Genomic DNA, 23,257 nt, shown 5'->3' with positions numbered 1-23,257 from the left:
TGTAAATCGGGTATAGTGAAAAGCAGTTCCCGGATCAGACCGGCCACGGAAAGGCACATCATGCAGATCGGCGTCTTCAGCGTCAGCGACATCACCACCGACCCCACCACGGGCCGCACCCCCACGGAGCACGAACGCATCAAAGCCTCCGTGGCGATCGCCAAGAAGGTCGAAGAGATCGGCATGGATGTCTATGCCCTCGGCGAGCACCACAACCGGCCGTTCTTCTCCTCCTCCCCCACCACCACGCTCGCGTACATCGCCGCCCAGACCGAGCGGATCATCCTGTCCACGGCCACCACGCTGATCACCACCAATGACCCGGTGAAGATCGCGGAGGACTTTGCGATGCTCCAGCACCTCGCGGACGGACGCGTGGACCTGGTGCTGGGCCGCGGCAACACCGCCCCCGTCTACCCCTGGTTCGGCAAGAACATCCAGGACGGGATCGAGCTCGCGATCGAGAACTACTCCCTGCTGCGCCGCCTCTGGGACGAGGACACCGTCAACTGGTCCGGCAAGCACCGCACCCCGCTGCAGAACTTCACCTCCACGCCCCGCCCGCTCGACGGCGTCGCCCCCTTCGTGTGGCACGGCTCCATCCGCACGCCGCAGATCGCCGAGGTGGCGGCCTACTACGGCGACGGCTTCTTCGCGAACAACATCTTCTGGCCCAAGGAGCACTACCAGCAGCTGATCGGCCTCTACCGCGAACGCTACGAGCACTACGGCCACGGCAAGGCGGACCAGGCCATCGTGGGCCTCGGCGGCCAGTTCTTCATGCGGAAGAACTCCCAGGACGCGGTCAAGGAGTTCCGCCCCTACTTCGACAACGCCCCGGTCTACGGCCACGGACCGTCCCTGGAGGACTTCACGTCCCAGACCCCGCTGACCGTCGGCAGCCCGCAGGAAGTGATCGAGAAGACCCTGACGTTCCGGGAGTACTTCGGCGACTACCAGCGCCAGCTCTTCCTGATCGACCACGCCGGCCTGCCGCTGAAGACCGTCCTGGAACAGCTGGACCTCTTCGGCGAAGAGGTCCTGCCGGTGCTGCGCAAGGAATATGCCGCGCTCAAGCCCGCACATGTCCCGGAACCGCCGACGCACGCCGGCCGGGTGGCCGCCGCTATGGCCGCCGGCACCGCGGACGCCGCCGCAGAGTCCACCAGCCAGGACGCGTGATGTCCGCCAAGACCTCGGAATCGCCGGTGCGCCTGGCCGCAGAAACCTGGGAATCCCTGTTCCGGGCCCAGGTGGCGGTGATGCGCAAGCTGCAGGCGGCGCCGGCCTTCAAGGCCCTGGCGCTCAATGAATACGACGTCCTTTTCACGCTCTCCCGGTGCCCCTCCGGGTGGCTGCGCCTGAACGAGCTCAACGACAACGTCCTGCTGAGCCAGTCCAGCCTGAGCCGGCTGGTGGAGCGGCTCGAAAAGCGCGGGCTCCTGGAACGGACACCGGCCCCCGACGACGGCCGCGGGATCCTCATCCGGCTCACCGACGCCGGGCGGGACCTGCAGAAACAGATCGGCCGGGAACACGTCCGCGACATCGCCGCGCTCGTGGGCCCGGCCCTCACCGCCGCCGAACAGCAGGAACTGCTGCGGCTGACCGAGAAACTCCGCGCCTCGGTCACCGTGCGCTGAGCGCGGGCCCAGGCCCGGCCGCCGGCAATCGCACGCAGGAGGCGGGCCGGACGGCGCTTAGTGGATGGCGACGAGCTCCGACGGGTCTTCGACCGGCAGCTCATCGACAACCGCGGTGACGCTCAGCTCCTGCAGGGAGAGGCTGCCGCCCACGGTGGACAGGAAGGCCGTGTCCGAGGAATCGCGCCCGGCCGTGATCCGCAGCATGCTCTCCCGCGGCGCCAGCCCGGTGGGATCGATGACGTGCCACGCGCCGTTGATGTGGGCCTCGGCCACGGCGTGGAAGTCCATCGGGGTCAGGCCGGGGGCGTAGACAGCGGCGAGCCGGGCCGGGACGTTCTTGGAACGCAGGAGGGCAATGGCGAGGTGGGCGAAATCCCGGCAGACGCCGCGGCGGTGCAGCAGCGTTTCGACGGCGCCATCAGTCCCGCGCGAGGATCCGCTGACGTAGCGCAGTTCGCCGAAGACCCAGTTGCGGACAGCATGGAGAAGCTCTTCGCCCTGGAGTCCCCCGAATTCGGCATAGGCGGTGGGCAGGAGCCGGTCCGACTCGGCGTAACGGCTGGGCCGGACGTAGCGGATCAGTTCCATGAGCCCCGGTTCCTCGGGCACGGCGAAGCCAGTGACGGTGGCCGAGTATTCGACCAGCACGTCGGTGGGTTCGGCGAATTCCATGTAGTGGAAGCGCCCGCCGTGATGGTCCGTGAGTTCGGTCAGCGGCACGTCCTGGCCATCCGCGGTCACCGTGAGCGACTCCTCCAGGGAGTCGTAGCCGGCGTTCCGGGCCACTGCCACGGCCATCGCCACCTTCGTCTCGGCAACGGTCTTGAAGGCCAGGCGGGCGGCTACGGCGCGTTCCATTAATCTCCGGGGATGTGAGGTGGGGGGCAGATGGGAAGTCGCCGTCAACGGCCCGGGGATGTGCGGGCGGGCGGGACTAGTTTTTGATCTCCAGAGACATTAGCATCCGCTGGACGTTGGCGAATTCGGAACCCTCGTTGACGTACTTAGCCGCCTGGTCCAGAGTGTCGAACGCCTTGGCGGGGGCGACCTTCTGGTCCGGGGCCAGCGTCTTGAGCACTGTCAGGTCCCCAAACGAATAGTCCCCCTTGCCTGCCGGGCCACGGACCACATTGTGCAGCGCGCAGCTCTTGCCGCCGGAGCCGCCCACCACATTGGTGATGCCATAGGAGCCGAAGTACCTGTAGCCCTGGATGACCCGGAACACCACGTGGGGTTCGATGGTCCCCTCGCCGCCGGCGTGCGGCAGGTCAACGGGAACGCTGCTGACCACGACGTAGTCCCGTGCGGCGCCGTCGGGGCAGGCCGGGGCACCCTGCGGGGAAAGGCCGGTCTGCAGGGTGGCCACGTACCCGCCGTCGGCGTCCTTGACGGTGATCTTCAGCGCGCCGGGAAGCGTGCCCGGATCGGGAGCGACGGACTGGACAATCCAGTCCTGCGGCACCTCAAAACTGACGGTCTTGGCCGGATCGGTAAACACTTTCCAGCCCGCGGCCGTCGCACCTGCACTGGATCCCGGGGCGGCAGAAGCGCTGCCAGAAGCGCTGCCCGACGGTCCCGGCGTCGGCCCGTCAGTCGACGTCGCGCTTCCCGCCGTACTGGGTGTGGCACTGTCCGCCGGGCTGCTCCCGGCAGTCCAGACCGGCGTCCCCTTGCCGTCGCTGCTGCAGCCCGCCAGGGCCGCTCCCGCGACCGCGAGCGCCAGGCCGGTGCGAAGCACAGCGCCCCGGACCCTGGCGGGGCCTGATCCTCTGGAGAGGGACATCCCAGTCATGGTGCCAGCGTAGCCGGGGCGCCGGCCGGCTCAGAGTTCCCGCATCAGTGTTTCGTAGAAGCGGACGCCTTGCTCCAGCGTGTCCAGGGAAATTTTCTCGTCAAAGGCGTGGATCGAGCCGCGGGCCGGGACGTCCATGAAGAACGGCGCGAAGCGGTACACGTTGCCGCAGATCCCGGTGAAGCGGCGTGAGTCGGTGCCGCCCATCATGATGTAGGGAGTGATGATCGCCTCGGGGTAGATCTGTCCGATGCACCCTGCCAGCAGTTCCCACTGGGGCCCGGATGACGGGGAAACCGGGGAGGGGTCGTTGCCCTCCACGACCCGCAGCTCAACCTTCGGATCGCGGATGATTTTCCGTAGCCGTGCCACGGTGCCCTCGACGGTTTCTCCCACCGCCACCCTGATGTTCGCGTTCGCCTTGGCCGTGGCGGCGAGGACGTTCGCCCCGGAACTGCCTTCGAGCGTGGTGATGGCGACGGTGGTTCGGGTCATCGCATTGGTCTCGTTGCCGAGCCGCGCGAACAGCCAGGTGATCGGTTTCCTGAGCAGGACCACCTGGGCGAACACGGCACGAAGCGGCGCCGGCGTGTGCGGGCCGAAGCGGCGCAGCATCTCCGCGGTCACGTCCGGCAGGGATTGCGGGAACGGGCTGCGCTCGATCCGGGTGATGGCGCGGGCCAGCCGCGCCGTCGCGCCCATCCGCGGCGGCGTGGAGGCGTGTCCGCCCGGGTCCCGGGTCAGCAGCTCCACGTCAAGGATTCCCTTTTCGGCCACGCCGACGACGGCGGCGGCCCGGCTCACTCCCGGGAAGGCGCCGCCCGCGACAGCGCCGCCCTCGTCCAGCACGAGCCAGGGCTCCACGCCACGGCCGGCCAGCAGATCTGCGGCAGCTGCCGCGCTGTCCCCGGCCGTCTCCTCGTTGTTGCCGAACGAGAAGTAGAGGTCATGCGCCGGCGCATACCCTGTCCGGAGCAGGCTCTCGGCCGCTTCCAGGATGGCCACGAGCTGGCCTTTGTCATCGAGCGTTCCGCGGCCCCACAGGAAGGTCCCGTCGTTGTGGCCGGAGAACGGCGCATGCGTCCACTCCCCCGGGTCGCCGGCCGGGACGACGTCGTAGTGCGCCATCAGCACGGACGGGCGCGCCGGCGCCGCCGGGTCCTCCGCTGGGTCTTCCGCTAGGGCGCGGCCGGGCCAGCGGTACAGGAGGGCGTGCCCGTTGACCCGCTCCACTTCGAGGGCAGCATGGACCGCCGGATACAGCCGGGGCAGTGCAGCGATGAAGGCCTCGAACTCCGCGGTTGCCTCCTCCCCGGTCCGGATGGAGACGGTCCGGTACGTCACCAGTTCCGCCAGCGAGGCCGCCGCGCGCCGGCTCCTGCCCTGGGTGTCGCTGCTGCTGGATGGTGTTTCGCCTGTGCTTTTGAGGGCATTGCCGCGGACGGTGTTCTGCAGGGGGTTGCGCATGGGCGAAAGTCTACGGCTGGACGTCCCGGCCGAACGGATTATCCGGCGCGCGGGTCCTGCCCCGGAATCCCGGGCAAAATTTCAGTCCCGGGAAAGCGGATACGCTGGGGGCATGGCCGAACAGCACTTTGACGGAACGCATCTTGGTGACCAGGGTGACGTGGCAGGCATGTCGGCGCTCGATATCGCGGACTGGCGGCTGCGGACCTTTGCCCTCTATGCCACCACGCGCAAGATCGCCGCGGACAGCCCTGCGGAAGCCCACTCCTACTGGCGCCAGGAGCGGGACCGCATGTTCGGCACCCACCCGGCTTCCGCGCTGACTCCCGAGGCCAAGGCCAGCTTCGGCGGCCTAAAGACAGCGGACTACGATCCGATCTACCGTTTCCACGTCCCGCTGACCCTCGAGGGTGCCGGCCGGGAGATGAATGTGGAGACCGGGACGGACGGCCTGGTCCGCTTCGTAAGGCTGGGAACCTTCGACTTGCCCGAAATGGGGCAGCTCGCGGTCTGGAAGCTCAGGGGCTACGGCGGCGGCATCTTCGTGCCGTTCCGCGACGCCACCGCCGGCCAGCCAGGCGGCAGCTACGGCGCCGGACGCTACCTCCTGGACACCATCAAGGGGGCCTTCCACGGCGTGCGCGGCTCCGGTCCCCAGGCCGAATTCGTCCTGGACTTCAATTTCGCCTACAACCCCTCCTGCGCCTACAACGAAGCTTGGGCATGTCCCCTTGCGGGTCCGGCCAACCGGCTGGCCGTGGAGATCCCCGTGGGCGAGCTGTACTGAGCGGATGGAGTCCCAGCTCGAACAGCAGGCTCCTGCTCCCGCCGTCGTCCGCGGGCAGAACGCCAAACGCTACCGGGGAGTCCTCCGCTACCCCGTGGTCCGGCAACTCATCCGGTTCACCGGCGTCGGGATTGTCTGCACGCTGACTTCCCTGGCCCTGTACGCCCTGTCCCGGCCGTGGCTCGGGGCCCAGCCGGCCAACGCGGCGGCCCTGATCCTGACGTCGTTCATGAATACCGCCCTCAACCGGCGACTAACGTTCAAGATCACCGAACGCCGCCGGATGAAGCGGGACCACCTTAACGGCCTGATTGTGATCCTGGTGGCGCTGCTGATCACCGGCGGCAGCCTGGCCATCCTGCACTGGGTCAACCCGGATGCCACTGTCGCCGAGGAGCTGTGGACCACCACCCTCTCCGGCTTCGCCGCCACCGCCGTGCGGTTCACGATGCTGCGGCACTGGATCTTCCGGCGCGCCCGCCACCGCTAGCTCCGGTTGATCCCCCGGTTGAGCTATCAGTTGAGGCGGCCATAGTTGCCCGATAAGGACATCTGTTGACAGATCAACTGGTGGGGGTGCCGAGGGAGCGGACGCTGCCGACGGCGGTGCGGACCGCGGCCGCCGCCTCCTGCAGCTCCGCTGCGGTGATGGTCGAATCAAAGCTGAACCGCACGGCCGTCTGGGCGGTCTCGGGCTCGACGCCCATGGCCAGCAGCACGGGTGACGGCGCGTCCGAGCCGGCCGCGCACGCGGAGCCGCTCGAGCAGATGACTCCCTGGCGTTCGAGTTCCAGCAGCACTGACTCGCCGCTGGTGCCCGGGAAACAGAAGGACGCCACCGAGGGCAGCCGCTCGGTGGGGTGGCCGGTGAGGATCGCGCCGGGAACACCGGCAAGGACGGCGTCAATAAACCCGTCCCGCAGTGCCGAGACGTGCAGTGCCGCGTCCGTTTCCCGGGGCAGGGCCAGGGCCGTCGCCAGCGCCACGGCTCCGGCGACGTTTTCGGTGCCCGAGCGGCGGCCGCGCTCCTGGCCGCCGCCGTGGACCAGCGGTTCAACCAGGACCCGGCCGCGCACAAACAACGCGCCGTTGCCTTTGGGCGCCCCCAGCTTGTGGCCGGAGATGCTCAGCGCATCCACGCCCAGCGCGGCAGTGTCCAGCGGCAGCCAGCCGGCGGCCTGGACGGCGTCGGTATGGAACGGGATGCCCTGCGCGCGGGCCAGCGCGGCGAGCCGGGCGATGGGCTGGACCGTGCCCACCTCATTGTTGGCGTACATGATGCTCACCAGTGCTGTCTCCGGCCTAAGGACCGCGGCGAGGGCTTCCTCAGTGACGCGGCCGTAGCGGTCCACGGGGACCACATCGACAGCGAAGCCGTGCACCCGTTCGAGATACCGCGCCGATTCCTCCACGGCCGGGTGCTCGACGGCGCTGATCACCACGCGGTCCAGCCTCGGGTCGGCGGCCCGGCGGGCCAGGGCAATGCCCTTGACGGCCAGGTTGTCCGCTTCGGTGCCACCGGAGGTGAAGGTGACCTCGCCCGGGCGGCAGCCGAGGGCCTTGGCCGTCGCCGCCCGGGCCCCGGCGAGTGCCGAGGCCGCGGCATCGCCGAGGGAGTGGTGGCTCGAGGGGTTGCCGAACTCCCCCGTGAGGTAGGGCCACATGGCTTCAAGCACCTCGCGGCGGACCGGGGTGGTGGCGGCGGCGTCCAGGAAGATCATGGTGGTTTTCAGCCGGCTGTCTGGTCCGGGCCGGGGACGGGCTCGAGGTCGGGCTCAACGTCCAACTCAATGTCGAGCCCGAGGTCCAGGGCGGTGACGCTGTGGGTCAGGGCCCCGATCGAGATGACGTCCACGCCTGTGGCCGCGATGTCCGCCACGGTGGCGAGGTTGACGTTGCCGCTGGCCTCAACACGGGCCCGGCCGCCCACCAGCTTGACGCCGGCGGCCAGCTCGGCCAAGGAGAAGTTGTCCAGCATGATGGTGTCCACCCCGGCCGCCAGGACGGGCTCGATCTGCTCCATGGTGTCCACCTCGACCTCGAAGTGTGTCGTGTGCCCAAGCTGGGCCTTGGCTGCGCGCAGCACCGAGGTCAGCTTGGCCGGGTCACCCCCGGTGAGGACTGCCAGGTGGTTGTCCTTGGCCAGGACGGCGTCGGAGAGGCTGAAGCGGTGGTTCGCGCCGCCGCCGCAGCGCACGGCATAGCGTTCGAGCACCCGCAGTCCCGGCGTCGTCTTGCGGGTGTCGGTGATCCGGGCCCCGGTGCCGTCCACGAGCGCCACATACTCCGCAGTCCTGGTGGCGATGGCGCTCATCCGCTGGACCAGGTTCAGTCCGACGCGTTCGGCCAGCAGCACCGCGCGGGCGTTGCCGGTCACCCGGGCCAGGGCGGTTCCGGCGGTGAAGGCCTCGCCGTCGTTGACCAGCAGCTCGACGACGTCGCCCGGGTCAGTCAGCTTCATCGCCGCGGCGAACACTTCCCCACCGCTCAGCACGCCGGGAACCCGGGCATTGAGCACCGCCGTCGCCCGCGCCTGCGCGGGGATGAGCGTCTGCGAGGTGATGTCCCCGTAGGGGGCGTCCTCCTGGAGTGCCATTCGCAGGACAGCCAGGACGGCGGCCTCGGGCAGGCTCCCGGCGAGCGCCGCGGTAAGGGCGGGCACCGTTTCCGGAGCAGCAGTTGCGTGGGCAGTGGTGGTCACGAGGAAATCCTTTGCATGGAATGGGTGAGGGCTGGGGCGTGGTCCGCGTCTGCCCGGTAGTGCGCGCCGACTGAGTCCGTGCGCTGCCGGGCCGCCGCCACGAGAAGGCGGGCCGCGAGGAGCAGGTTCCGGTCCTCGTGGGCGGCCTGGTCCGCCGTGTCCGGTGCGCTCTCAGGGTGGACCTCGGCTGCCCAGGCGGCAAGCACGTGCTCCGCTTTCCGCAACTGCTCCCCGCTGCGGATTACGCCTGCGTCCGCAGTCATCAACCGCCGAAGAGCGTCGCGGCAAAACGGCCCGGGACCAATCTCAGTCCTCGAAACACCATCGGGCAAGCTGGCCGGGTGATATTCCCGGCCGGCACCCAGAGCTGCCTGCATGCCGTCGTTCGATGGCGTTCCGGAAGCGTGCGTCAAGGGGAGGCCGCCAGCGGCCGAGACAGCACGCGGAGGAACGGCGTCGGACGACGCCCCGGCCACCATCCAGCCCGTTTCGTCGGCGAGGAAGTCCTCGACCGCCCGGCGTCCGAAGACCAGCCCCTCCAGCAGCGAGTTGCTGGCCAGCCGATTTGCCCCCTGGGCACCGGTCCGGGCGACCTCACCGGCGGCGTACAGCCCGGGTACGGAGGTGCGGCCCGACAGGCCGGTGCACACGCCGCCCATCCAGTAATGGGCGGCCGGGGACACCGGGACCGGCTCTGCCGTCCAGTCGTAGCCGGCGGCCCGGGTGGCCGCGCTGATCGTGGGGAACCGCCGGGCCAGGAAGCTGGCGCCCCGGTCGGCCTCAATGCCGCGGGCGTCCAGGTATACGGGAGCGTCCGCGGGGGCCCCAGTGGCGGCCAGGTGCAGGGCGATGCTGCGGGAGACGACGTCGCGGGGGGCCAGTTCCGCGTCCGGGTGGTAGTCCGGCATGAAGCGGTACCCCGCTGAGTCCAGCAGTATGGCCCCCTCGCCACGGACGGCTTCGGAGATGAGCAGGGCCGGCGGGCCGCCCGGGACTTCCTCGGCGGCAAGCGTGGTGGGGTGGAACTGGAAGAACTCGAGGTCCTGCACCGCGGCGCCGGCGCGCCAGGCCAAGGCCAGCCCGTCGGCGGTGGCGACGGAGGGATTGCTGGTGCGGGCAAAGAGCCGGCCGGCGCCGCCGGTGGCGAGCAGGACGGCGTCGGCGGCCAACCGCTGGGGCCGGCCGCCGGCCAGGTAGGCCACGCCGGTGACCCGGGCCGGCGTCGGGGGCTCGCTGCCGGGCCGTGACAGAGACTCCGCCCCGGACAGGGATTCCGAGTGCACGTCGGGCTCCGTCAGGAGTTCGGTGACGAACGCGCTGGTCTCCACCCGGAGCCGGCCGCGGCCGGCACGATCCAGGACGGCGCGTTCCAGGACGGCTGCGACGAGCCCGCGCGAGATGCAGGCGCCCGTTGCGTCGCCGCCGGCGTGCAGGATGCGCGGCGCCGAATGCGCCGCCTCCAGGCCCAGGGCCGGTCCGCCGTCGGGACGCACGTCGAAATGCACGCCGTAGCGGCCCAGGCCGGCGATGTCCCGGACGGCTTCGGTGCACAGGACGCGGACCGCCTCGGCGTCGTTCAGCCCGGCACCGGCGGCGAGCGTGTCCGCGATGTGCGCTGCCACGGAATCTCCGGGAGCGGCATCCTCCGGGCCCAGGACGGCGGAGACGCCACCCTGGGCATAGAAAGTGTTGCTCTGCTCCAGTGTCCCCTTGCTCAGGAGGACCACCTCGATGTCACGGCCGCCGGCGGTGGCGGCGTCGGTGGCGAGCAGCGCGGCGTAGAGCCCCGCAACCCCGCTGCCGACAATCACAAGCCGCCTGGTCACGGCCGCGCCGCCAGCATGCGTTCAAGCGCCACACGTGCCGGGGCGGCGACGCCCTCGTCCACGGTGATTCGGTTGAGCACCTCGCCGCGGACCAGTGCCTCCAGGACCCAGGCAAGGTAGCCGGGGTGGATGCGGTACATGGTGGAGCAGGGGCAGATCACCGGGTCCAGGCAGAAGATGGTGTGCTGCGGGTATTCCGCGGCGAGCCGGTTCACCATGTTGATCTCGGTGCCGATCGCAAACGTGGTGGGTTCCGTGGCCGCGGCAATGGCCTTCTTGATGAAGTCGGTGGACCCGGCGGAATCGGCGGCGTCCACCACCTCCATAGGGCATTCCGGGTGCACGATCACCTGCACGCCGGGGAACTCGGCGCGGGCCTTCTCGATCTGGCCCACGTTGAAGCGCTTGTGGACCGAGCAGAAGCCGTGCCAGAGGATCACCCGGGAATCGAGCAGTGTCTGTTCGTCGTTGCCGCCGAGGTCCTTGCGCGGGTTCCACATCGGCATCTGCTCCAGCGGCACGCCCATGGCCTTGGCGGTATTGCGGCCCAGGTGCTGGTCCGGGAAGAACAGCACCCGCTGGCCGCGCTCAAACGCCCACTCCAGCACCGTCGCGGCGTTCGAGGACGTGCAGACGATCCCGCCGTGCTCGCCGCAGAAGCCCTTCAGGGCTGCGGAGGAGTTCATGTAGGTGACCGGGATGACCGGGACCCGGCCGTCGGCGTCGGGCTCCGTGCCGAAAACTTCCTCAAGCTGTTCCCAGCACTCGGTGACCGAGTCGATGTCCGCCATGTCCGCCATGGAGCAGCCCGCGGCGAGGTTGGGCAGGATCACTGCCTGGTCCGGCCGGGACAGGATGTCCGCGGTCTCGGCCATGAAGTGCACGCCGCAGAAGATGATGGCTTCCGCGTCCGGCCGGGTCAGCGCCGCATTGGCGAGCTGGAAGGAATCGCCCACGAAGTCGGCATATTCGATTACTTCGTCGCGCTGGTAGAAGTGCCCCAGGACGACGGCGCGGTCCCCCAGCGTCGCTTTGGCGGCCCGGATCCGGGCGTCGAGCTCGGCATCGCTGGCCAGCTTGTACTCCTCCGGCAGCTGCCCCTGCCGCGGGGTCGAGACCGGCGCGACGTCGGCGGAGGAGGCGCCCGGTCCGTAGGCGGGCGTTCCGGCGAGGGCCTCGGCGAGGTCATAGTCCCAGGGCCCGCGGGCCAGCGCCGGGCTGCAGGTGGAGGCGGCTGCTGCAAGGCCCTTGGTGCTGGCGGTGGCCTGCTCGCGCGTGATCAGCTGGATTGCCGTGTTAACGCTGCTCATGGTGTGCTCCTGTTGTCTGGGTCAAGGCCTGGGCGGCCGGTAAAGCGGTAGAGGCGGGGCGGGCGGTGTTTACCGCCCTGCAGGTACTGATCGGTTTCTTCGATTTCCGGGGTGGCCTTGACCTGCCGGCGGAAGTTGGCGGGATCCAGTTCGCGGTCCAGGACGGCCTCGTAGACTTCGCGGACCTGGGCCAGGGTGAAGTACTCGCCCAGCAGGTGGTAGGCGATGGATCCGTAGGCCATCTTGTTGCGCAGCCGCCACAGGGCGTAGTCGACGATCGCGTTGTGGTCGAAGGCGAGCTCGCCGAGCCGGTCGGCGCGGAACCAGCGCACGTTCTCCGATTCGTCCGCGAGCGCTGCCTCCGTGGGCTGGACGAGGGCCCAGTACACAATGGAGACCACGCGCTGGGTGGGTGAGCGGTGCAGTCCGCCGAAGGCGTAGAGCTGTTCCAGGTAGTTCGGGTCCAGGCCCGTGGTCTCGCGCAGATTCCGCGACGCAGCGTCCTGGAGTGACTCGGAGTGCGTGAGCGGACCACCGGGCAGCGCCCAGAGGCCCTTGAACGGTTCGCGGATCCGGCGCACCAGCGGGATCCAGAGGGTGGGGCGCCCGGACTTCTCGCTGGGACGCAGCGCAAAGATCACGGTGGAGATGGCCAGCGACGGCGGAGCGGTCTGGCGCTCCGAGACGTTGGCTGCTGCGGTGTAAACGGTGATCCACCCGCCTTCTGAAGTCCCGGCCGGGTCCGCTGTGGACTGCCCGGACGTCTCCGGCCCGACCGCCGGATTAGTTATAGTCAGATTGACTAGAACTAATGATACGACGACGCTGGCCCAGCGCAAAATGTTTCAGGTCACATGCAGGAGAGCCGCTGGCGGGCCGGGGCCCCGGGCCGGGCATTCGGTCCGACCTTGTCCGCGGCTGCGGACAACGGTATTAATCGGGGCTATGGAAGCAGAAGACATGGACCTGGAGGGTGGGGCCGCAGCGGCAGCCAGGGCCCGTTACGCGGGAGCGGCGCAGGCATTCCTGGAGCTCGCCGGACAGATACCGGACCAGGCGTGGTCGCGGCAGGCACTGGGTGTATGGGATGTCCGGGCGCTGACCGGCCACACGAGCCGTGCCCTCACAACGGTGGAGACCTATCTCGCCACCCCGGCTACCGGGGAACTGCTGGCAGGTCCGGTCGAATACTTCCTAGCCGTCCGGGGCGCCACTTCGCCGGACGCGATCGCCCAGCGAGGAAAGGAAACCGGGACGGCCCTGGGCGAGGACCCGGCCTCCGCAGTGCGGGAGCTGGTCCAACGTGTCACAGCACTTCTCGGGAAGACGCCGGACGATGCCCTGGTGGCCACCCCAGCCGGGGCCATGCGGCTCATCGACTACCTGCCGACCCGGACCTTCGAACTGGCCGTACACACGCTGGACCTGGCACGCGCCCTGGGGCTCCCCCCGCCCGCCCTGTTGGCCCCGGCGGTCGCGGCCTCCCTGGAGCTCGCTGGCGCTATCGGATCCCGGTCGCCGTCCGCCGGCGAGCTGCTGCTCCTGGTCACCGGCCGGACCGGCCTGCCCGAGGGCCTGAGCGTTCTCTAGCCCCTTGCTGCGGCCGCGGCTTCCAGCAGCGGCAGGGTGCGCCCCTGGAAGTGGGTATTGAGGACGATCACCGAGGAGGACCGCAGGACCGTCCGGGTGGCGATCATGGCATCGAGGACACGCTGGAGATCCGAATTGGAGCGCGCGGCTATGCGGGCCATGAGGTCCGAACTCCCGGAGACGGTATGGATCTCAATCAGCTCGGGGATCCGCGCCAGGGCCTCCACGACGGCGTCATGCCCGAGGTCCTGGTTGATGGTCAGGGAACAAAAAGCCACCACCGGGTAGCCGAAGTGCGCCGGATCGGGTTGCGGCACCCACGAGCCGATCACACCGCCGTCCTGCATCCGGTCCAGCCGGGACTGGACAGTGGCTCGGGCCACCTTCAGCACCCGGGAGGCCTCCAGCACCGAGGCCCGGGGGGAATCCGTGAAAAATCGGACAATTTTTGCATCCAGCGGATCAACGTCCATGAATTTTTCCTTCCCAAGTGGCCCGGACCTGACAAACCGCTTCCGATGCCCCGATTCAGTGCGCAAACTGCCACCATATTCTCACGACGGCGGCGCCCCGGCGATCCGTGGGGCCGGCCCAAAGACGGTAAATTCAATAGGTCCCATAAGGACTCACAGATCCAGACCACACGAAGGTTCGCCATGACAACGAAGTCCACCGCGACGTCACCCACAACGCTCCCGGCCCCGGCCCTGGTCCTGGGCCACAGCATGAAGCCACGCCAGCTGACCATGATGGGATTGGGCAGTGCCATCGGCGCCGGCCTGTTCCTCGGCTCGGGGGCGGGAATCCAGGCCGCAGGGCCGGCCGTGTTGATCTCTTACCTCGTCGCCGGAACGCTCATCATCCTCGTCATGTGGGCCCTTGGTGAAATGGCGGCGGCCAACCCCAACAGCGGGGCCTTCTCGGTTTATGCGCAAAAGGCCATGGGACCGACGGCGGGCGCCACGGTCGGCTGGCTCTGGTGGCTGCAGCTCGTCGTCGTCATCGCAGCCGAGGCCCTCGGTGCCGCCGGGCTCCTCTTCACGGTGTGGCCGGTCATCCCCGTCTGGGCGCTGTCCCTGGTCTTCATGGTCCTCTTCACGGCCATCAACCTCGCCGGGGTGAAGAATTTCGGCGAGTTCGAGTTCTGGTTCGCCATCCTCAAGGTGGCCGCCATCGTGATCTTCCTGGCAATCGGCGCGGCCCTGCTGTTCGGCTGGCTGCCGGAGGTCCCCTCCCCCGGACTGAGCAACATCACCTCCGACTTCGCCCCCGCGGGCCTCGGCGGCATCGCCACCGCCCTGTTCGTCGTGATCTTCGCCTTCGGCGGGACCGAGATCGTCAGCGTGGCCGCCGCCGAGACCGAGAACCCGGAGCGCAGCGTCGCCCAGGCCATCCGCACCGTCGTCTGGCGGATCCTGGTCTTCTATATCGGCTCCGTGTTCGTCATCGCCGCCGTCCTTCCCGCCACATCCGAGGCGCTGAAGTCCCCGTTCGCGGGAGTCCTCGACGCCGCCCGCATCCCTGGCGCCGGCGCCGCGATCACGCTCGTCGCCGTCGTCGCCCTGCTCTCGGCCCTCAACGCAAACCTCTACGGCGCCTCCCGCATGGTGTTCTCGCTGTCCGAGCGTGGCGAGGCCCCGCGGTTCCTGTCCAAGCTGAACAAGTCCCGGGTCCCCGTGGTGGCTGTCGGCGTTTCGGTGGCCTTCGGCTTCATCGCCACCGTGCTCGAGTTGCTGTTCCCGGAGAAGATCCTGCCCGCCCTGTTCCAGCTGGTCGGCTCCACCTGCCTGGTGGTGTGGGGTACTGCCCTCGTGTCCCAGCTGATTCTGAGGCGCCGTGCGGACCGCGAGGGCACCGCGCTGCCGCTGCGGATGAAGGGGTTCCCCGGGCTGACGATTTTCGGGCTCGTGCTCCTGGCACTGATCTTCGCGGTCGGCTTCACCGGCGCGGAGAGCAGCAAGCAGCTGTTCAGCACGATGGCCCTGGTCGCCGGCATCGCCGCCGCCTGCTGGATCGGCGCCCGGCTCACCCGCAACCGCCGCGCAGGCGTAGAGGCCGACCAGCAGGCTCGCTAGACAAATTGCCAAGCTCGCCGGCGGTAGGGGCGGCATAACTGTGCAGTCTGGGCACCTCGTTCTAGGCTGATTGCACACTCTCCCGCCGGTGACTAGGGTCACAGGCATGGACACACTTCTCCCTGTGGCTTCCGGCGGCGAAGCCGGGCCCCTCACTGCCGACGAGCTCCGCGAGCTCTATACGCTGATGGTGGCCGTCCGCCACCTCGATACCTCTGCCATCGCCTGGCAGCGGCAGGGCATCATTCCCGGCTACGCCCCCGAGCTCGGCCAGGAAGCGGCCCAGGTGGGCAGCGGCTACGCCGTGGACACCACCCGTGACTTCGTCTTCCCCACCTACCGCGAGATGGGTGTCGCCCGGGCAATGGGCGTTGACATGGTGGCCTACATGTCCACCCACAAGGCCACGTGGCACGGCGGGCTGTACAACCCGATGGAATCCCGGCTTGCCCCGATCCAGGCGGTGGTGGCCGGGTCCGTCCTGCACGCCGTCGGCTGGGCCCACGGCCAGACGCTGGCCGGCACTGCCGACGGAGAGCTCGGCGTCGCCCTGACTTACTTCGGCGACGGCGCCTCCTCGCAGGGCGACGTGCACGAGGCGATGAACTTCGCCGCCGTCATGAAGGCGCCCGTGGTGTTCTTCGTCCAGAACAACGGCTGGGCCATCTCGGTCCCCACCGAACGCCAGGTGGCCGGCGGCTCCGTCGCCGCCCGCGCCGCCGGCTACGGGATCCCGGCGCTGCAGATCGACGGCGACGACGTCGTCGCGGTCCTCGAGGCGACCCGCCGCGCCTTCGCGCATGCCCGCGCCGGCGGCGGCCCGGTGCTGATCGAGGCGATGACCTACCGCCGCGGCCCGCACTCCACCTCCGATGATCCGGGCCGCTACCGATCCCTCGACGAGGAACGCGACGGCGCCGGCATCGACCCGCTGGAACGCCTCCGGCAGCGGCTGCTGGCCGACGGAATCGCGGACGAGGCGTTCTTTGCCAAGGTGCTGGCGGCGGCCAAGGCCGAAGAGGAGCAGATCCGCACCGGCATCCAGGCTCTGGGCTCCCGTCCCGGGACTGAAATGTTTGACCTGGTCTTCCAGGAAACCACCCCTGCCCTGCAGGCCCAGGCCGCCAACTGGCGTGAGGAGTCCGAACATGTCTAACTCGATCCTTGAAAGCGCAAGCGCTAGCAGCGAGAGCACTGCCGACAACACCGCCGAGAGCACTGCCAACAGCGCAGACGCACCGGCTTCCGCCATCGTGATGTCGATGCAGCAGGCGCTCAACCGTGCCCTCGACGAGGTCCTGGCAGAAAACCCCAAGGCCGTCATCTTCGGCGAGGACTGCGGCCGGCTCGGCGGCGTCTTCCGGATCACCGACGGGCTGCAGGCCAAGCACGGCGAACAGCGCGTCTTCGACACGCCCCTGGCGGAATCGGGCATCCTGGGCATGTCCGTGGGCCTGGCGATGGCCGGCTTCCACCCCATCCCCGAGGTCCAGTTCGACGGCTTCGCCTACCCGGCCATCAACCAGATCGTCTGCCAGATCGCCCGGATGAACTACCGCAGCCGGGGCACCATGCCGATGCCCATCACCCTGCGGGTGCCCAGTTTCGGCGGCATCCGGGCCCCCGAGCACCACGGCGAAAGCCTCGAGGCGCTCTTCGCCCACGTCCCGGGGCTCAAGGTCGTCTCGCCGTCGAACCCGCACGAGGCCTACCACCTGCTCAAGTACGCCGCGACGCGGCCGGACCCGGTGATCTTCATGGAGCCGAAGTCGCGGTACTGGCAGAAGGGCGAGGTGGATGCCGCCCGGCACGATGCAGCCGGCGGTTCCCCCACCGGCGCCAAGGTGATGCGCACGGGCCGCCACCTGACGCTGGTCGCGTGGGGCGCCATGGTGGCGCGCTGCCTGCAGGTGGCCGAACTCGCGGCCGAGGACGGGATCGACATCGAGGTCCTGGACCTGCGCTGGCTCAAGCCGATCGACGCCGAGGCGCTGGCCGCCTCCGTGCGCAAGACGCGCCGCGCCGTCGTCGTCCACGAAGCGCCGCTGACCTCAGGCCTCGGCGCCGAGGTGGCGCAGCTGATCACCCAGAGCTGCTTCGATACGCTCAAGGCGCCGGTGGAACGGGTCACCGGCTTCGACGTCCCGTACCCTTCCGGCGACCTGGAAGATGAATACATCCCGAACATTGACCGGATCCTCTTCGGCATCCAGCGAGTATTGGAGTACAAACGTGGCTGAAATTTCCTTCCCGCTGCCGGATCTCGGCGAGGGCCTGATCGAGGCCACGGTGCTCGAATGGCTGGTTTCGCCGGGCGAGCAGGTGGAGCGCAACCAGCCGCTGGTGGAGGTCGAAACCACCAAGTCGGCCGTTGAATTGCCCAGCCCGCAGGCGGGTAAGGTAGTGCGTACCTACGGCGGGCCCGGCGACAAGATCAACGTCGGCGAGCCCCTGATTGTGTTTGAGGTGCCGGACAACACCGCCGGCATCGTGGGCACCGTCCCGAAGGAAGAGGCACCTAAGCGCCGGGTCCGCCTGAGCGCCGTACTTGATGAGGACTGAGAGCATGAGCGGCAGACACACCGGCGAACTGCATTCCCACACCGTGGAGGGCACCGACCCCCAGCTGTACGTGCAGGTGCATGAGCCCCAGAACGACGCCGGGCTCCGTCCCGTCCTGCTGCTGCACGGCTTCTCTTCCTCCTCCAAGCTCAACTGGGAGGACAGCGGCTGGCTCACCGCGCTCCTGGAAGCCGGCCGCCGCGTCATCACCGTGGACCTGCCCGGCCACGGCCGCAGCGGGGCGCCGGAGGACATGGACTCCTACTCCCCCAGCCGGATCCGCGCGGACCTGCTGCAGATCGTGTTCGACGCCGGTGCGCGGCCCCTGCGCGACGGGGACCCGTCCAGCGGCCTCGACGTGATCGGCTATTCGCTGGGATCCCGGCTTGCGTGGGAGTTCGGCGCCACCCAGCATGAGCTCGTGCACCGGCTGGTCCTGGGAGGCCCGAACGTCGCGGACCCTCTGGCGGACTTCGACCTGATCGCCGCGCAGCGGTACCTGGCCGACGGCACCCCGATCGCGGACGAATCGACCGCGGGACTGCTGAAGATGGCCATGCTGCTGCCGAGCAACAACATCTTCGCGCTGCTCTCGCTGATCGAGGCGATCAAGACCGAACCGTACGATCCCGCCGAAGCCATCCCGCACATGCCCATTCTCCTTGTGGCCGGGGAAAAGGACGACCGTGCAGCGTCCATGCCGGAACTGGCCGCCCTCGGCGCCAAGGCCGGCGCCATGGTCGAACAGCTCGTGCTGCCGGCCCGCAACCACACCAACGCGATCACCAGCCGCGCCTTCAAGCAAGGTGCCATCAGCTTCCTGGGCGTCTAAGCCGAGGAAGCCGCACCACAGGCCAACACAAAAGAGGCACGGACCGCGGTCCGTGCCTCTTTTGTGTCGTGCTCTACCTGCCGGAACCTCAGCCTAGTGGTGGCTGCTGAGGCCGAGCGGGCGGCCCTTCGTTTCCCCGGCCAGCAGGACTCCGACGGCGGAAATGACGCAGAGGACCATGATGTAGATGCCGATCGACCCGGTCCAGTGGGTGCCCTGCAGGAGCGCCTCCGCGATGGTGGCCGCAAACGCTCCGCCCAGGATGGCGCCGAACGCGTACCCGATGGAAATCCCGGAGTACCGGACATTGGCCGGGAACATCTCGGCGTACATCGCGGACATGGGACCGTAGGACAGGCCCAGGCCGATCGTGAGGACAAACAGCGCCACGCCGTAGAGCAGGATGTCCTTGGTGTCGATCAGCGCGAACATCGGGATCATCCAGGCGAAGACAATGCCGTAGCCGATCAGGAAGGTCTTGACCCGGCCGATCCTGTCAGAGAGCCAGCCGCCGACCAGGGTGAAGACGAGCCAGCCGAAGGAGGCCAGGGTGGTGGCCAGCAGGATCTGCGGGGTGGGCATCTTGAGCGTCTTCGTCGCGTAGGAGATGAAGAAGGCGATCAGCAGGTAGCCGGCAGCGTTGTTGCCGATGAAGATCATCGTGGAGTAAAGGACGGCCTTCTTGTGCTTCCGGATGAGCTCGCCGAGCGGGGCCTTGCTGGCTTCCTTGCGGTCCTGCATCTCCTTGAAGACGGGGCTCTCGGCGACGGCGCGGCGGATCAGGTAGCCCACCACGATCAGCACGATGGAGAGCAGGAACGGAACCCGCCAGCCCCAGGCCGCGAAGTCTTCCTTGGACATGCTGGTGTTGAGGAAGAACAGCAGGCCCGTCGCCAGGATCATGCCGACCGGCACGCCGATCTGCGGGTAGGCGCCGAACAGGCCACGCTTGCTCTTGGGTGCGTGCTCAACGGCCATCAGGGCAGCGCCGCCCCATTCGCCACCGGCGGAGAAGCCCTGGATGACGCGGAGGGTGATGAGCAGGATCGGGGCCCAGACGCCGATCTGCGCGTAGGTGGGCAGCATGCCGATCAGCGCGGTGGCGGCACCCATCATGACCAGGGTGAAGACCAGCATGGCCTTGCGGCCGAGGCGGTCACCCAGGTGGCCGGCGACGATCGCGCCGAGCGGACGGAACAGGAAGCTGATGCCAATGAGGGCGAAGGACAGGATCTGCGCCAGGCCCGGGTTGGAGGCGTTCAGCGGGGCGAGGAACAGCGGGGACAGCAGCGTGGCTGTCAGCTGGGCAAAAATGAAGAAGTCGTACCACTCGATGGTGGTGCCGACCAGCGTCCCGGCGAGGACCTTGCGTTCCTCTTGCTTGCTGCTGGGACCTGCCTGGGAATCTACGGCTGAAGTTACAGTCATTGGAACTTTCATGTCCGGGGGCAGAGGTACTGCCCAAAGTGGGTGCGAAGTGATAACTGAATGCTGCTGGAATTACTGATCGAACGGTCAGTTAGTATCCCAAATACTACTATGAAGATGTGATTCCGCGCACATGTTTTCCGCACGTGTCCCCGCCCGGTCAGTCCGTGCGGGCGAGGAACTCGCGGACCCTGGCCCGGACCGGCCCGCGGTCGTAGGTGTTCACCAGGGCCCCGGCCATGCGCACCGGGTCGCCGAAGAAGAAGTACTCGTAGAGCGACTGCCTCCCGGCGAACCCGGAGATCGAGGCATCGAAAGCCAGCTTGAACAGCCGGACGCGCTCGGGACCGGTCAGGTTCTTGCCTTGCAGGTACAGCTCGATGTCCGCCCGGGCCTCGCTGTTGACATCCGCCTCGCCGGGCAGTGCCATGAGGCCCGACGCCGAGAACTTCCGGATGATCTGCGGGAAGCGCTGGGCGATCTTGGGGTACCAGTTGCGGGCGGCGTTCAGCGTGGACCACTTCGGCAGCATGACGCCGGCGTCGTTGAGCCCGGCGTCGGCTTCGGAGGCGCGGACCAGCGCCTTGCCGATTTCGACGTCGATAATCAGCTCGGCGATGTCCTCCTGGATGTGTTGGAAGCCGTCAATGCCGATCGATTCGGCCAGCTCCGACGCCAGGCCTAGGAAGAACTCGCTCTTGGCGATGGTGCGGGTGACCACCTGGTGGGTCATGAGCGCGCCGGCGCCGGTCTCGGCGTAGAAGGCGTTGCACAGCTGCGGGTTGCCGAGCATGAAGATGCGCTTGCTGGGCACGAAGACGTGGTCAAAGACCGCGACGGCGTCCATTTCCTCATAGCGGGAGGCCAGCGGCTCGTCGTGGGTGCTGCCGCCGTTGTACAGCGAGGTACGGCAGAGGTACCGCAGCCCCGGGGCATCGTTGGGGATGGCGAATGCGTAGGAATAGGGCGCGTCTTCCGGAGTGCCGCGCAGCACCGTGGACGGGAACACGAGGAGCTCGTCCGCGATCGGGGCGATGGTGGCGAGCATGCGGGCGCCCTGGATGACGACCCCGTCCTCGCGCTCCTCCACGATCCGGGCCGAGAGCTGGCCGCCGAGTTGCTCCGACCCGGAGACCGAGCGGTTCACCTGCGGCGGGATGAGGGTGTGCGTGGCGAGGACGTCGTTTTCCCGGGCCCACTCGTAGTAGTCGCGGATGTTCTCGCCGAATTTCGGATCCGCTTGAGCGAACCATTCCCCCGCCGTGCTCAGCGCAGTGAGCGCGGAGTTCATGTAGTCTCCGGAGCGGCCAAGGAAGCCGTTGGAGGACTCAGCCCAGGTGGAGATGGCGCGGCGCCTGCGCTGGAGGTCCTCGATGGTCTTCGGCACCAGGAAAGAGGCGTTGACGAGGTCCCCGGTGCTCGGGGAGGCGTAGGTGAGGGCCTCCTGGTACTTCGGGTCGTCCTGCATGTCGAAGAGCCTGGCGTAGGACCGGGCCACATTGCGGAAGGCCGGGTGCTCGGCGATTTTCTCGCTGACCACTTCGCCGTCGATCACCACGTGCGGGGTCATGGCGTTGAGCTTTGCCAGATACTGCTGTCCGGTACGGATACCCATGGGATTCTCCAGTCATCATCGAGTGGTTCGCCGTTATGTGGTGTCACAGTTATGTGGTGTCACTGTTGAGTTGATTCGCCGTGTGCGTGCTCTAGAGCAGGTCCTCCATGCCCAGCTGGCTTTCCGGGATGGTGGTGAAGGTGCTGTTGGCGAATGCCAGGGCGTCGCCGTTGCGGTAGTTGAAGTCCACGACCTCGCCGACGTACAGGGTGTGGTCGCCGCCGTCGTACGCTGCCCAGGGCTTGCATTCGAAATAGGCGAGCACGTTGGACAGCCGCGGCGCGGTGTCTCCCTCCACCCACAGCGGCTCGGGGCCGGGGCGTCCGGCGAAGTGCAGCGCCAGGTACCGCTGTTCGGCGCCGAGGATGTTCACCGTGAAGGGCCTCCCGGCGAGTTCGTCGTGGGCCTTGGCGGTGCGGGCGATGCTTACCAGCACCAGCGGAGGTTCCATCGAGACCGCGGTGAAGGAGTTCACGGTGATGCCGTGGCGCTTGGTCACCCCGTCGAAGGTCACGATCGAGACGCCGGTGGCGAACCTGCCGAGGCTGCCCCGGAAGTGGTTGGCCCGCGGGGCAGAAGCCCGGCCCGGGATGTTCCCGGCCTGGTCGCGCGGCTTGGCAATCATTATCGATTCCTTGCGGTCGTGGCGGTTCCCTGGGCTGTGGTGGGATGAGCTGCGTTTTGGATGAGCTGGGCTTCGAACCAGCTGTGCTTTCTGACAGATCGTGTTCTATAATCGAACAAGTAATTCCCATATAGAACGCTAGCCGACCGTGTACAAGAGCACAAGGGCTATCCGGCATGATCGGCCGGCGTCCAGCGATCCCGCCCCTAGGATGGACCCCATGACCCCGAACGCCGGCACTGCGCAGACCTCCCCGTCCCAGACGCTGTCCCGTGGCATCAGGGCGTTGGAGATACTCGCCGAAGCCCAGCAACCGCTCACCATTGCCGAGCTCGCCGATGCCATGGGCGTCCACCGCTCCGTGGCCTACCGGATCCTGCGCACCCTCGAGGACCATTCGTTGCTGGTCCGCGACGACGGCGGCCGCGTCCAGCCGGGGCCCGGCCTCGCCGTCCTGGCGCGCGGCGTCTCCCGCGACCTGCAGTCGGCAACCCTGCCGGAACTGACCCAGCTGGCCAACACCTTGATGATGAGTGCCTTCGTGGCGGTCTGGGACCGGGAGCAGTGCGTGACACTGGTGACCGTGGATCCGCGGCACAGCGGAGCAGCTGTGGTCCAGCACCCGGGGTCGCGGCATCCCATCAGCGCCGGGGCGCCGGGCATCGCCATCCAGTCCGCCTTCGATGAGCAGGAGTGGCACGCGTTGTCCCCGGGTATCCCGTACCGGCCCGAGGCGGCCGAGGCCCGGACCCGCGGCTTTGCCGCGAGCCATGACGAGGTGATCCCCGGCGTTTCCTCCATTGCTGTCCCGTTGCGGGTGCCGGGCGGCAGGCCGGCCGCCCTCGCCGTCGTCTACATCCGTGCCGCACAGGATCCGGCCGAGGTGGCCGGGGCCCTCCAGGAGGCGGCGCGGCGGATCGAGGCGCAACTGGGCTAGGCGTTGGCGGGGGTAAGAGCGCCGGCGCCGTCTTCCCCCCGTTGCTCTATCAGTAGATGTCCTC

General features: G+C 68.3%; 23 protein-coding genes. 11 read left to right on the top strand and 12 right to left on the bottom strand.

Annotation, left to right across the window (positions count from 1 at the left end; translation table 11 throughout):
- The first annotated feature begins 60 nt into the window (after nucleotides 1–60).
- A complete protein-coding gene (locus AC1DDO_RS11340; protein WP_476867727.1) occupies nucleotides 61–1,182 on the top strand; it encodes an LLM class flavin-dependent oxidoreductase in 1,122 nt (373 codons plus the stop codon).
- On the top strand, nucleotides 1,182–1,643 hold the full coding sequence (locus tag AC1DDO_RS11335; RefSeq protein WP_476867728.1) for a MarR family winged helix-turn-helix transcriptional regulator: 462 nt from the start codon (nucleotides 1,182–1,184) through the stop codon (nucleotides 1,641–1,643). Before AC1DDO_RS11340 ends, AC1DDO_RS11335 begins: the two co-directional genes overlap by 1 nt.
- Nucleotides 1,644–1,700: 57 nt before the next feature.
- On the opposite strand, the gene AC1DDO_RS11330 is transcribed toward AC1DDO_RS11335, so the two are convergent.
- From AC1DDO_RS11330 to AC1DDO_RS11320, 3 genes are all read right to left on the bottom strand, one after another.
- On the bottom strand, nucleotides 1,701–2,504 hold the full coding sequence (locus AC1DDO_RS11330) for a transglutaminase-like domain-containing protein (protein ID WP_476867729.1): 804 nt from the start codon (nucleotides 2,502–2,504) through the stop codon (nucleotides 1,701–1,703).
- A gap of 76 nt (nucleotides 2,505–2,580) precedes the next feature.
- Nucleotides 2,581–3,429 carry a hypothetical protein gene (locus AC1DDO_RS11325; RefSeq protein WP_476867793.1) on the bottom strand — a complete coding sequence of 283 codons (849 nt, stop codon included), beginning with the start codon at nucleotides 3,427–3,429 and terminating at the stop codon, nucleotides 2,581–2,583.
- Nucleotides 3,430–3,468: 39 nt separating this feature from the next.
- Complete coding sequence (locus AC1DDO_RS11320; protein WP_476867730.1) at nucleotides 3,469–4,905, bottom strand: M20/M25/M40 family metallo-hydrolase; 1,437 nt, start codon at nucleotides 4,903–4,905, stop codon at nucleotides 3,469–3,471.
- 112 nt (nucleotides 4,906–5,017) lie between these two features.
- On the opposite strand from AC1DDO_RS11320, the gene AC1DDO_RS11315 reads away from it, so the two are divergent.
- Nucleotides 5,018–5,692 (top strand): DUF1684 domain-containing protein, encoded by a 675-nt coding sequence (locus AC1DDO_RS11315; RefSeq protein ID WP_476867731.1) that lies wholly within the window; start codon nucleotides 5,018–5,020, stop codon nucleotides 5,690–5,692.
- A gap of 4 nt (nucleotides 5,693–5,696) precedes the next feature.
- Complete coding sequence (locus AC1DDO_RS11310) at nucleotides 5,697–6,182, top strand: GtrA family protein (RefSeq protein ID WP_476867732.1); 486 nt, start codon at nucleotides 5,697–5,699, stop codon at nucleotides 6,180–6,182.
- 73 nt (nucleotides 6,183–6,255) lie between these two features.
- On the opposite strand, the gene AC1DDO_RS11305 is transcribed toward AC1DDO_RS11310, so the two are convergent.
- Genes AC1DDO_RS11305 through AC1DDO_RS11285 form a run of 5 tightly spaced genes read right to left on the bottom strand, consistent with a single transcriptional unit; the run spans nucleotide 6,256 to nucleotide 12,242 of the window.
- Nucleotides 6,256–7,413, bottom strand: a complete 1,158-nt coding sequence (locus tag AC1DDO_RS11305; RefSeq protein ID WP_476867733.1) for a cysteine desulfurase family protein — start codon at nucleotides 7,411–7,413, stop codon at nucleotides 6,256–6,258.
- Between the two features lie 8 nt (nucleotides 7,414–7,421).
- Nucleotides 7,422–8,393, bottom strand: a complete 972-nt coding sequence (gene nadC / locus AC1DDO_RS11300) for a carboxylating nicotinate-nucleotide diphosphorylase (protein ID WP_476867734.1) — start codon at nucleotides 8,391–8,393, stop codon at nucleotides 7,422–7,424.
- Nucleotides 8,390–10,219, bottom strand: a complete 1,830-nt coding sequence (locus tag AC1DDO_RS11295; RefSeq protein ID WP_476867735.1) for an L-aspartate oxidase — start codon at nucleotides 10,217–10,219, stop codon at nucleotides 8,390–8,392. The genes nadC and AC1DDO_RS11295 overlap by 4 nt, the downstream gene beginning before the upstream one ends.
- Nucleotides 10,216–11,529 carry a quinolinate synthase NadA gene (gene nadA / locus AC1DDO_RS11290; protein ID WP_476867736.1) on the bottom strand — a complete coding sequence of 438 codons (1,314 nt, stop codon included), beginning with the start codon at nucleotides 11,527–11,529 and terminating at the stop codon, nucleotides 10,216–10,218. The genes AC1DDO_RS11295 and nadA overlap by 4 nt, the downstream gene beginning before the upstream one ends.
- Nucleotides 11,526–12,242 carry an NUDIX hydrolase gene (locus tag AC1DDO_RS11285; protein ID WP_476867794.1) on the bottom strand — a complete coding sequence of 239 codons (717 nt, stop codon included), beginning with the start codon at nucleotides 12,240–12,242 and terminating at the stop codon, nucleotides 11,526–11,528. The genes nadA and AC1DDO_RS11285 overlap by 4 nt, the downstream gene beginning before the upstream one ends.
- 232 nt (nucleotides 12,243–12,474) lie before the next feature.
- On the opposite strand from AC1DDO_RS11285, the gene AC1DDO_RS11280 reads away from it, so the two are divergent.
- A complete protein-coding gene (locus AC1DDO_RS11280; RefSeq protein ID WP_476867737.1) occupies nucleotides 12,475–13,119 on the top strand; it encodes a maleylpyruvate isomerase N-terminal domain-containing protein in 645 nt (214 codons plus the stop codon).
- Here the strand turns inward: AC1DDO_RS11280 and AC1DDO_RS11275 are convergent.
- Entirely contained in the window at nucleotides 13,116–13,592 is a 477-nt protein-coding gene (locus AC1DDO_RS11275; protein ID WP_476867738.1) for an Lrp/AsnC family transcriptional regulator, read from the bottom strand. The genes AC1DDO_RS11280 and AC1DDO_RS11275 overlap by 4 nt on opposite strands.
- Before the next feature lie 183 nt (nucleotides 13,593–13,775).
- Between AC1DDO_RS11275 and AC1DDO_RS11270 the strand changes: the two genes are divergently transcribed.
- The 5 genes from AC1DDO_RS11270 to AC1DDO_RS11250 all read left to right on the top strand — a co-directional run bounded on the left by AC1DDO_RS11270 (nucleotide 13,776) and on the right by AC1DDO_RS11250 (nucleotide 18,588).
- The gene (locus AC1DDO_RS11270) at nucleotides 13,776–15,194 is read left to right on the top strand and encodes an amino acid permease (RefSeq protein ID WP_476867739.1); all 1,419 of its coding nucleotides are present in this window, start codon (nucleotides 13,776–13,778) and stop codon (nucleotides 15,192–15,194) included.
- Nucleotides 15,195–15,300: 106 nt separating this feature from the next.
- The gene (locus AC1DDO_RS11265) at nucleotides 15,301–16,350 is read left to right on the top strand and encodes a thiamine pyrophosphate-dependent dehydrogenase E1 component subunit alpha (RefSeq protein ID WP_476971825.1); all 1,050 of its coding nucleotides are present in this window, start codon (nucleotides 15,301–15,303) and stop codon (nucleotides 16,348–16,350) included.
- 100 nt (nucleotides 16,351–16,450) lie between these two features.
- A complete protein-coding gene (locus AC1DDO_RS11260) occupies nucleotides 16,451–17,434 on the top strand; it encodes an alpha-ketoacid dehydrogenase subunit beta (RefSeq protein WP_476867795.1) in 984 nt (327 codons plus the stop codon).
- Nucleotides 17,427–17,756 (top strand): biotin/lipoyl-containing protein, encoded by a 330-nt coding sequence (locus AC1DDO_RS11255; protein WP_091559612.1) that lies wholly within the window; start codon nucleotides 17,427–17,429, stop codon nucleotides 17,754–17,756. The genes AC1DDO_RS11260 and AC1DDO_RS11255 overlap by 8 nt, the downstream gene beginning before the upstream one ends.
- A gap of 4 nt (nucleotides 17,757–17,760) precedes the next feature.
- On the top strand, nucleotides 17,761–18,588 hold the full coding sequence (locus AC1DDO_RS11250; RefSeq protein WP_476867741.1) for an alpha/beta fold hydrolase: 828 nt from the start codon (nucleotides 17,761–17,763) through the stop codon (nucleotides 18,586–18,588).
- Nucleotides 18,589–18,681: 93 nt separating this feature from the next.
- On the opposite strand, the gene AC1DDO_RS11245 is transcribed toward AC1DDO_RS11250, so the two are convergent.
- The 3 genes from AC1DDO_RS11245 to AC1DDO_RS11235 form a co-directional block, all read right to left on the bottom strand.
- Nucleotides 18,682–20,016, bottom strand: coding sequence for an MFS transporter (locus AC1DDO_RS11245; RefSeq protein WP_476867742.1), 1,335 nt, complete (start codon nucleotides 20,014–20,016; stop codon nucleotides 18,682–18,684).
- Between the two features lie 160 nt (nucleotides 20,017–20,176).
- A complete protein-coding gene (gene hpaB / locus AC1DDO_RS11240; RefSeq protein WP_476867743.1) occupies nucleotides 20,177–21,631 on the bottom strand; it encodes a 4-hydroxyphenylacetate 3-monooxygenase, oxygenase component in 1,455 nt (484 codons plus the stop codon).
- Between the two features lie 91 nt (nucleotides 21,632–21,722).
- Nucleotides 21,723–22,256: a flavin reductase family protein gene (locus AC1DDO_RS11235; protein ID WP_476867744.1), complete on the bottom strand. Its 534-nt coding sequence runs from the start codon at nucleotides 22,254–22,256 to the stop codon at nucleotides 21,723–21,725.
- A gap of 220 nt (nucleotides 22,257–22,476) precedes the next feature.
- Between AC1DDO_RS11235 and AC1DDO_RS11230 the strand changes: the two genes are divergently transcribed.
- Nucleotides 22,477–23,193 (top strand): IclR family transcriptional regulator, encoded by a 717-nt coding sequence (locus AC1DDO_RS11230; protein WP_476867745.1) that lies wholly within the window; start codon nucleotides 22,477–22,479, stop codon nucleotides 23,191–23,193.
- Nucleotides 23,194–23,257 lie beyond the last annotated feature (64 nt).

Source organism: Arthrobacter sp. 10N43 (assembly GCF_056394525.1).
The sequence above is the reverse complement of the archived record's forward strand: the minus strand, read 5'-3'. Positions and strand labels throughout refer to the sequence as shown.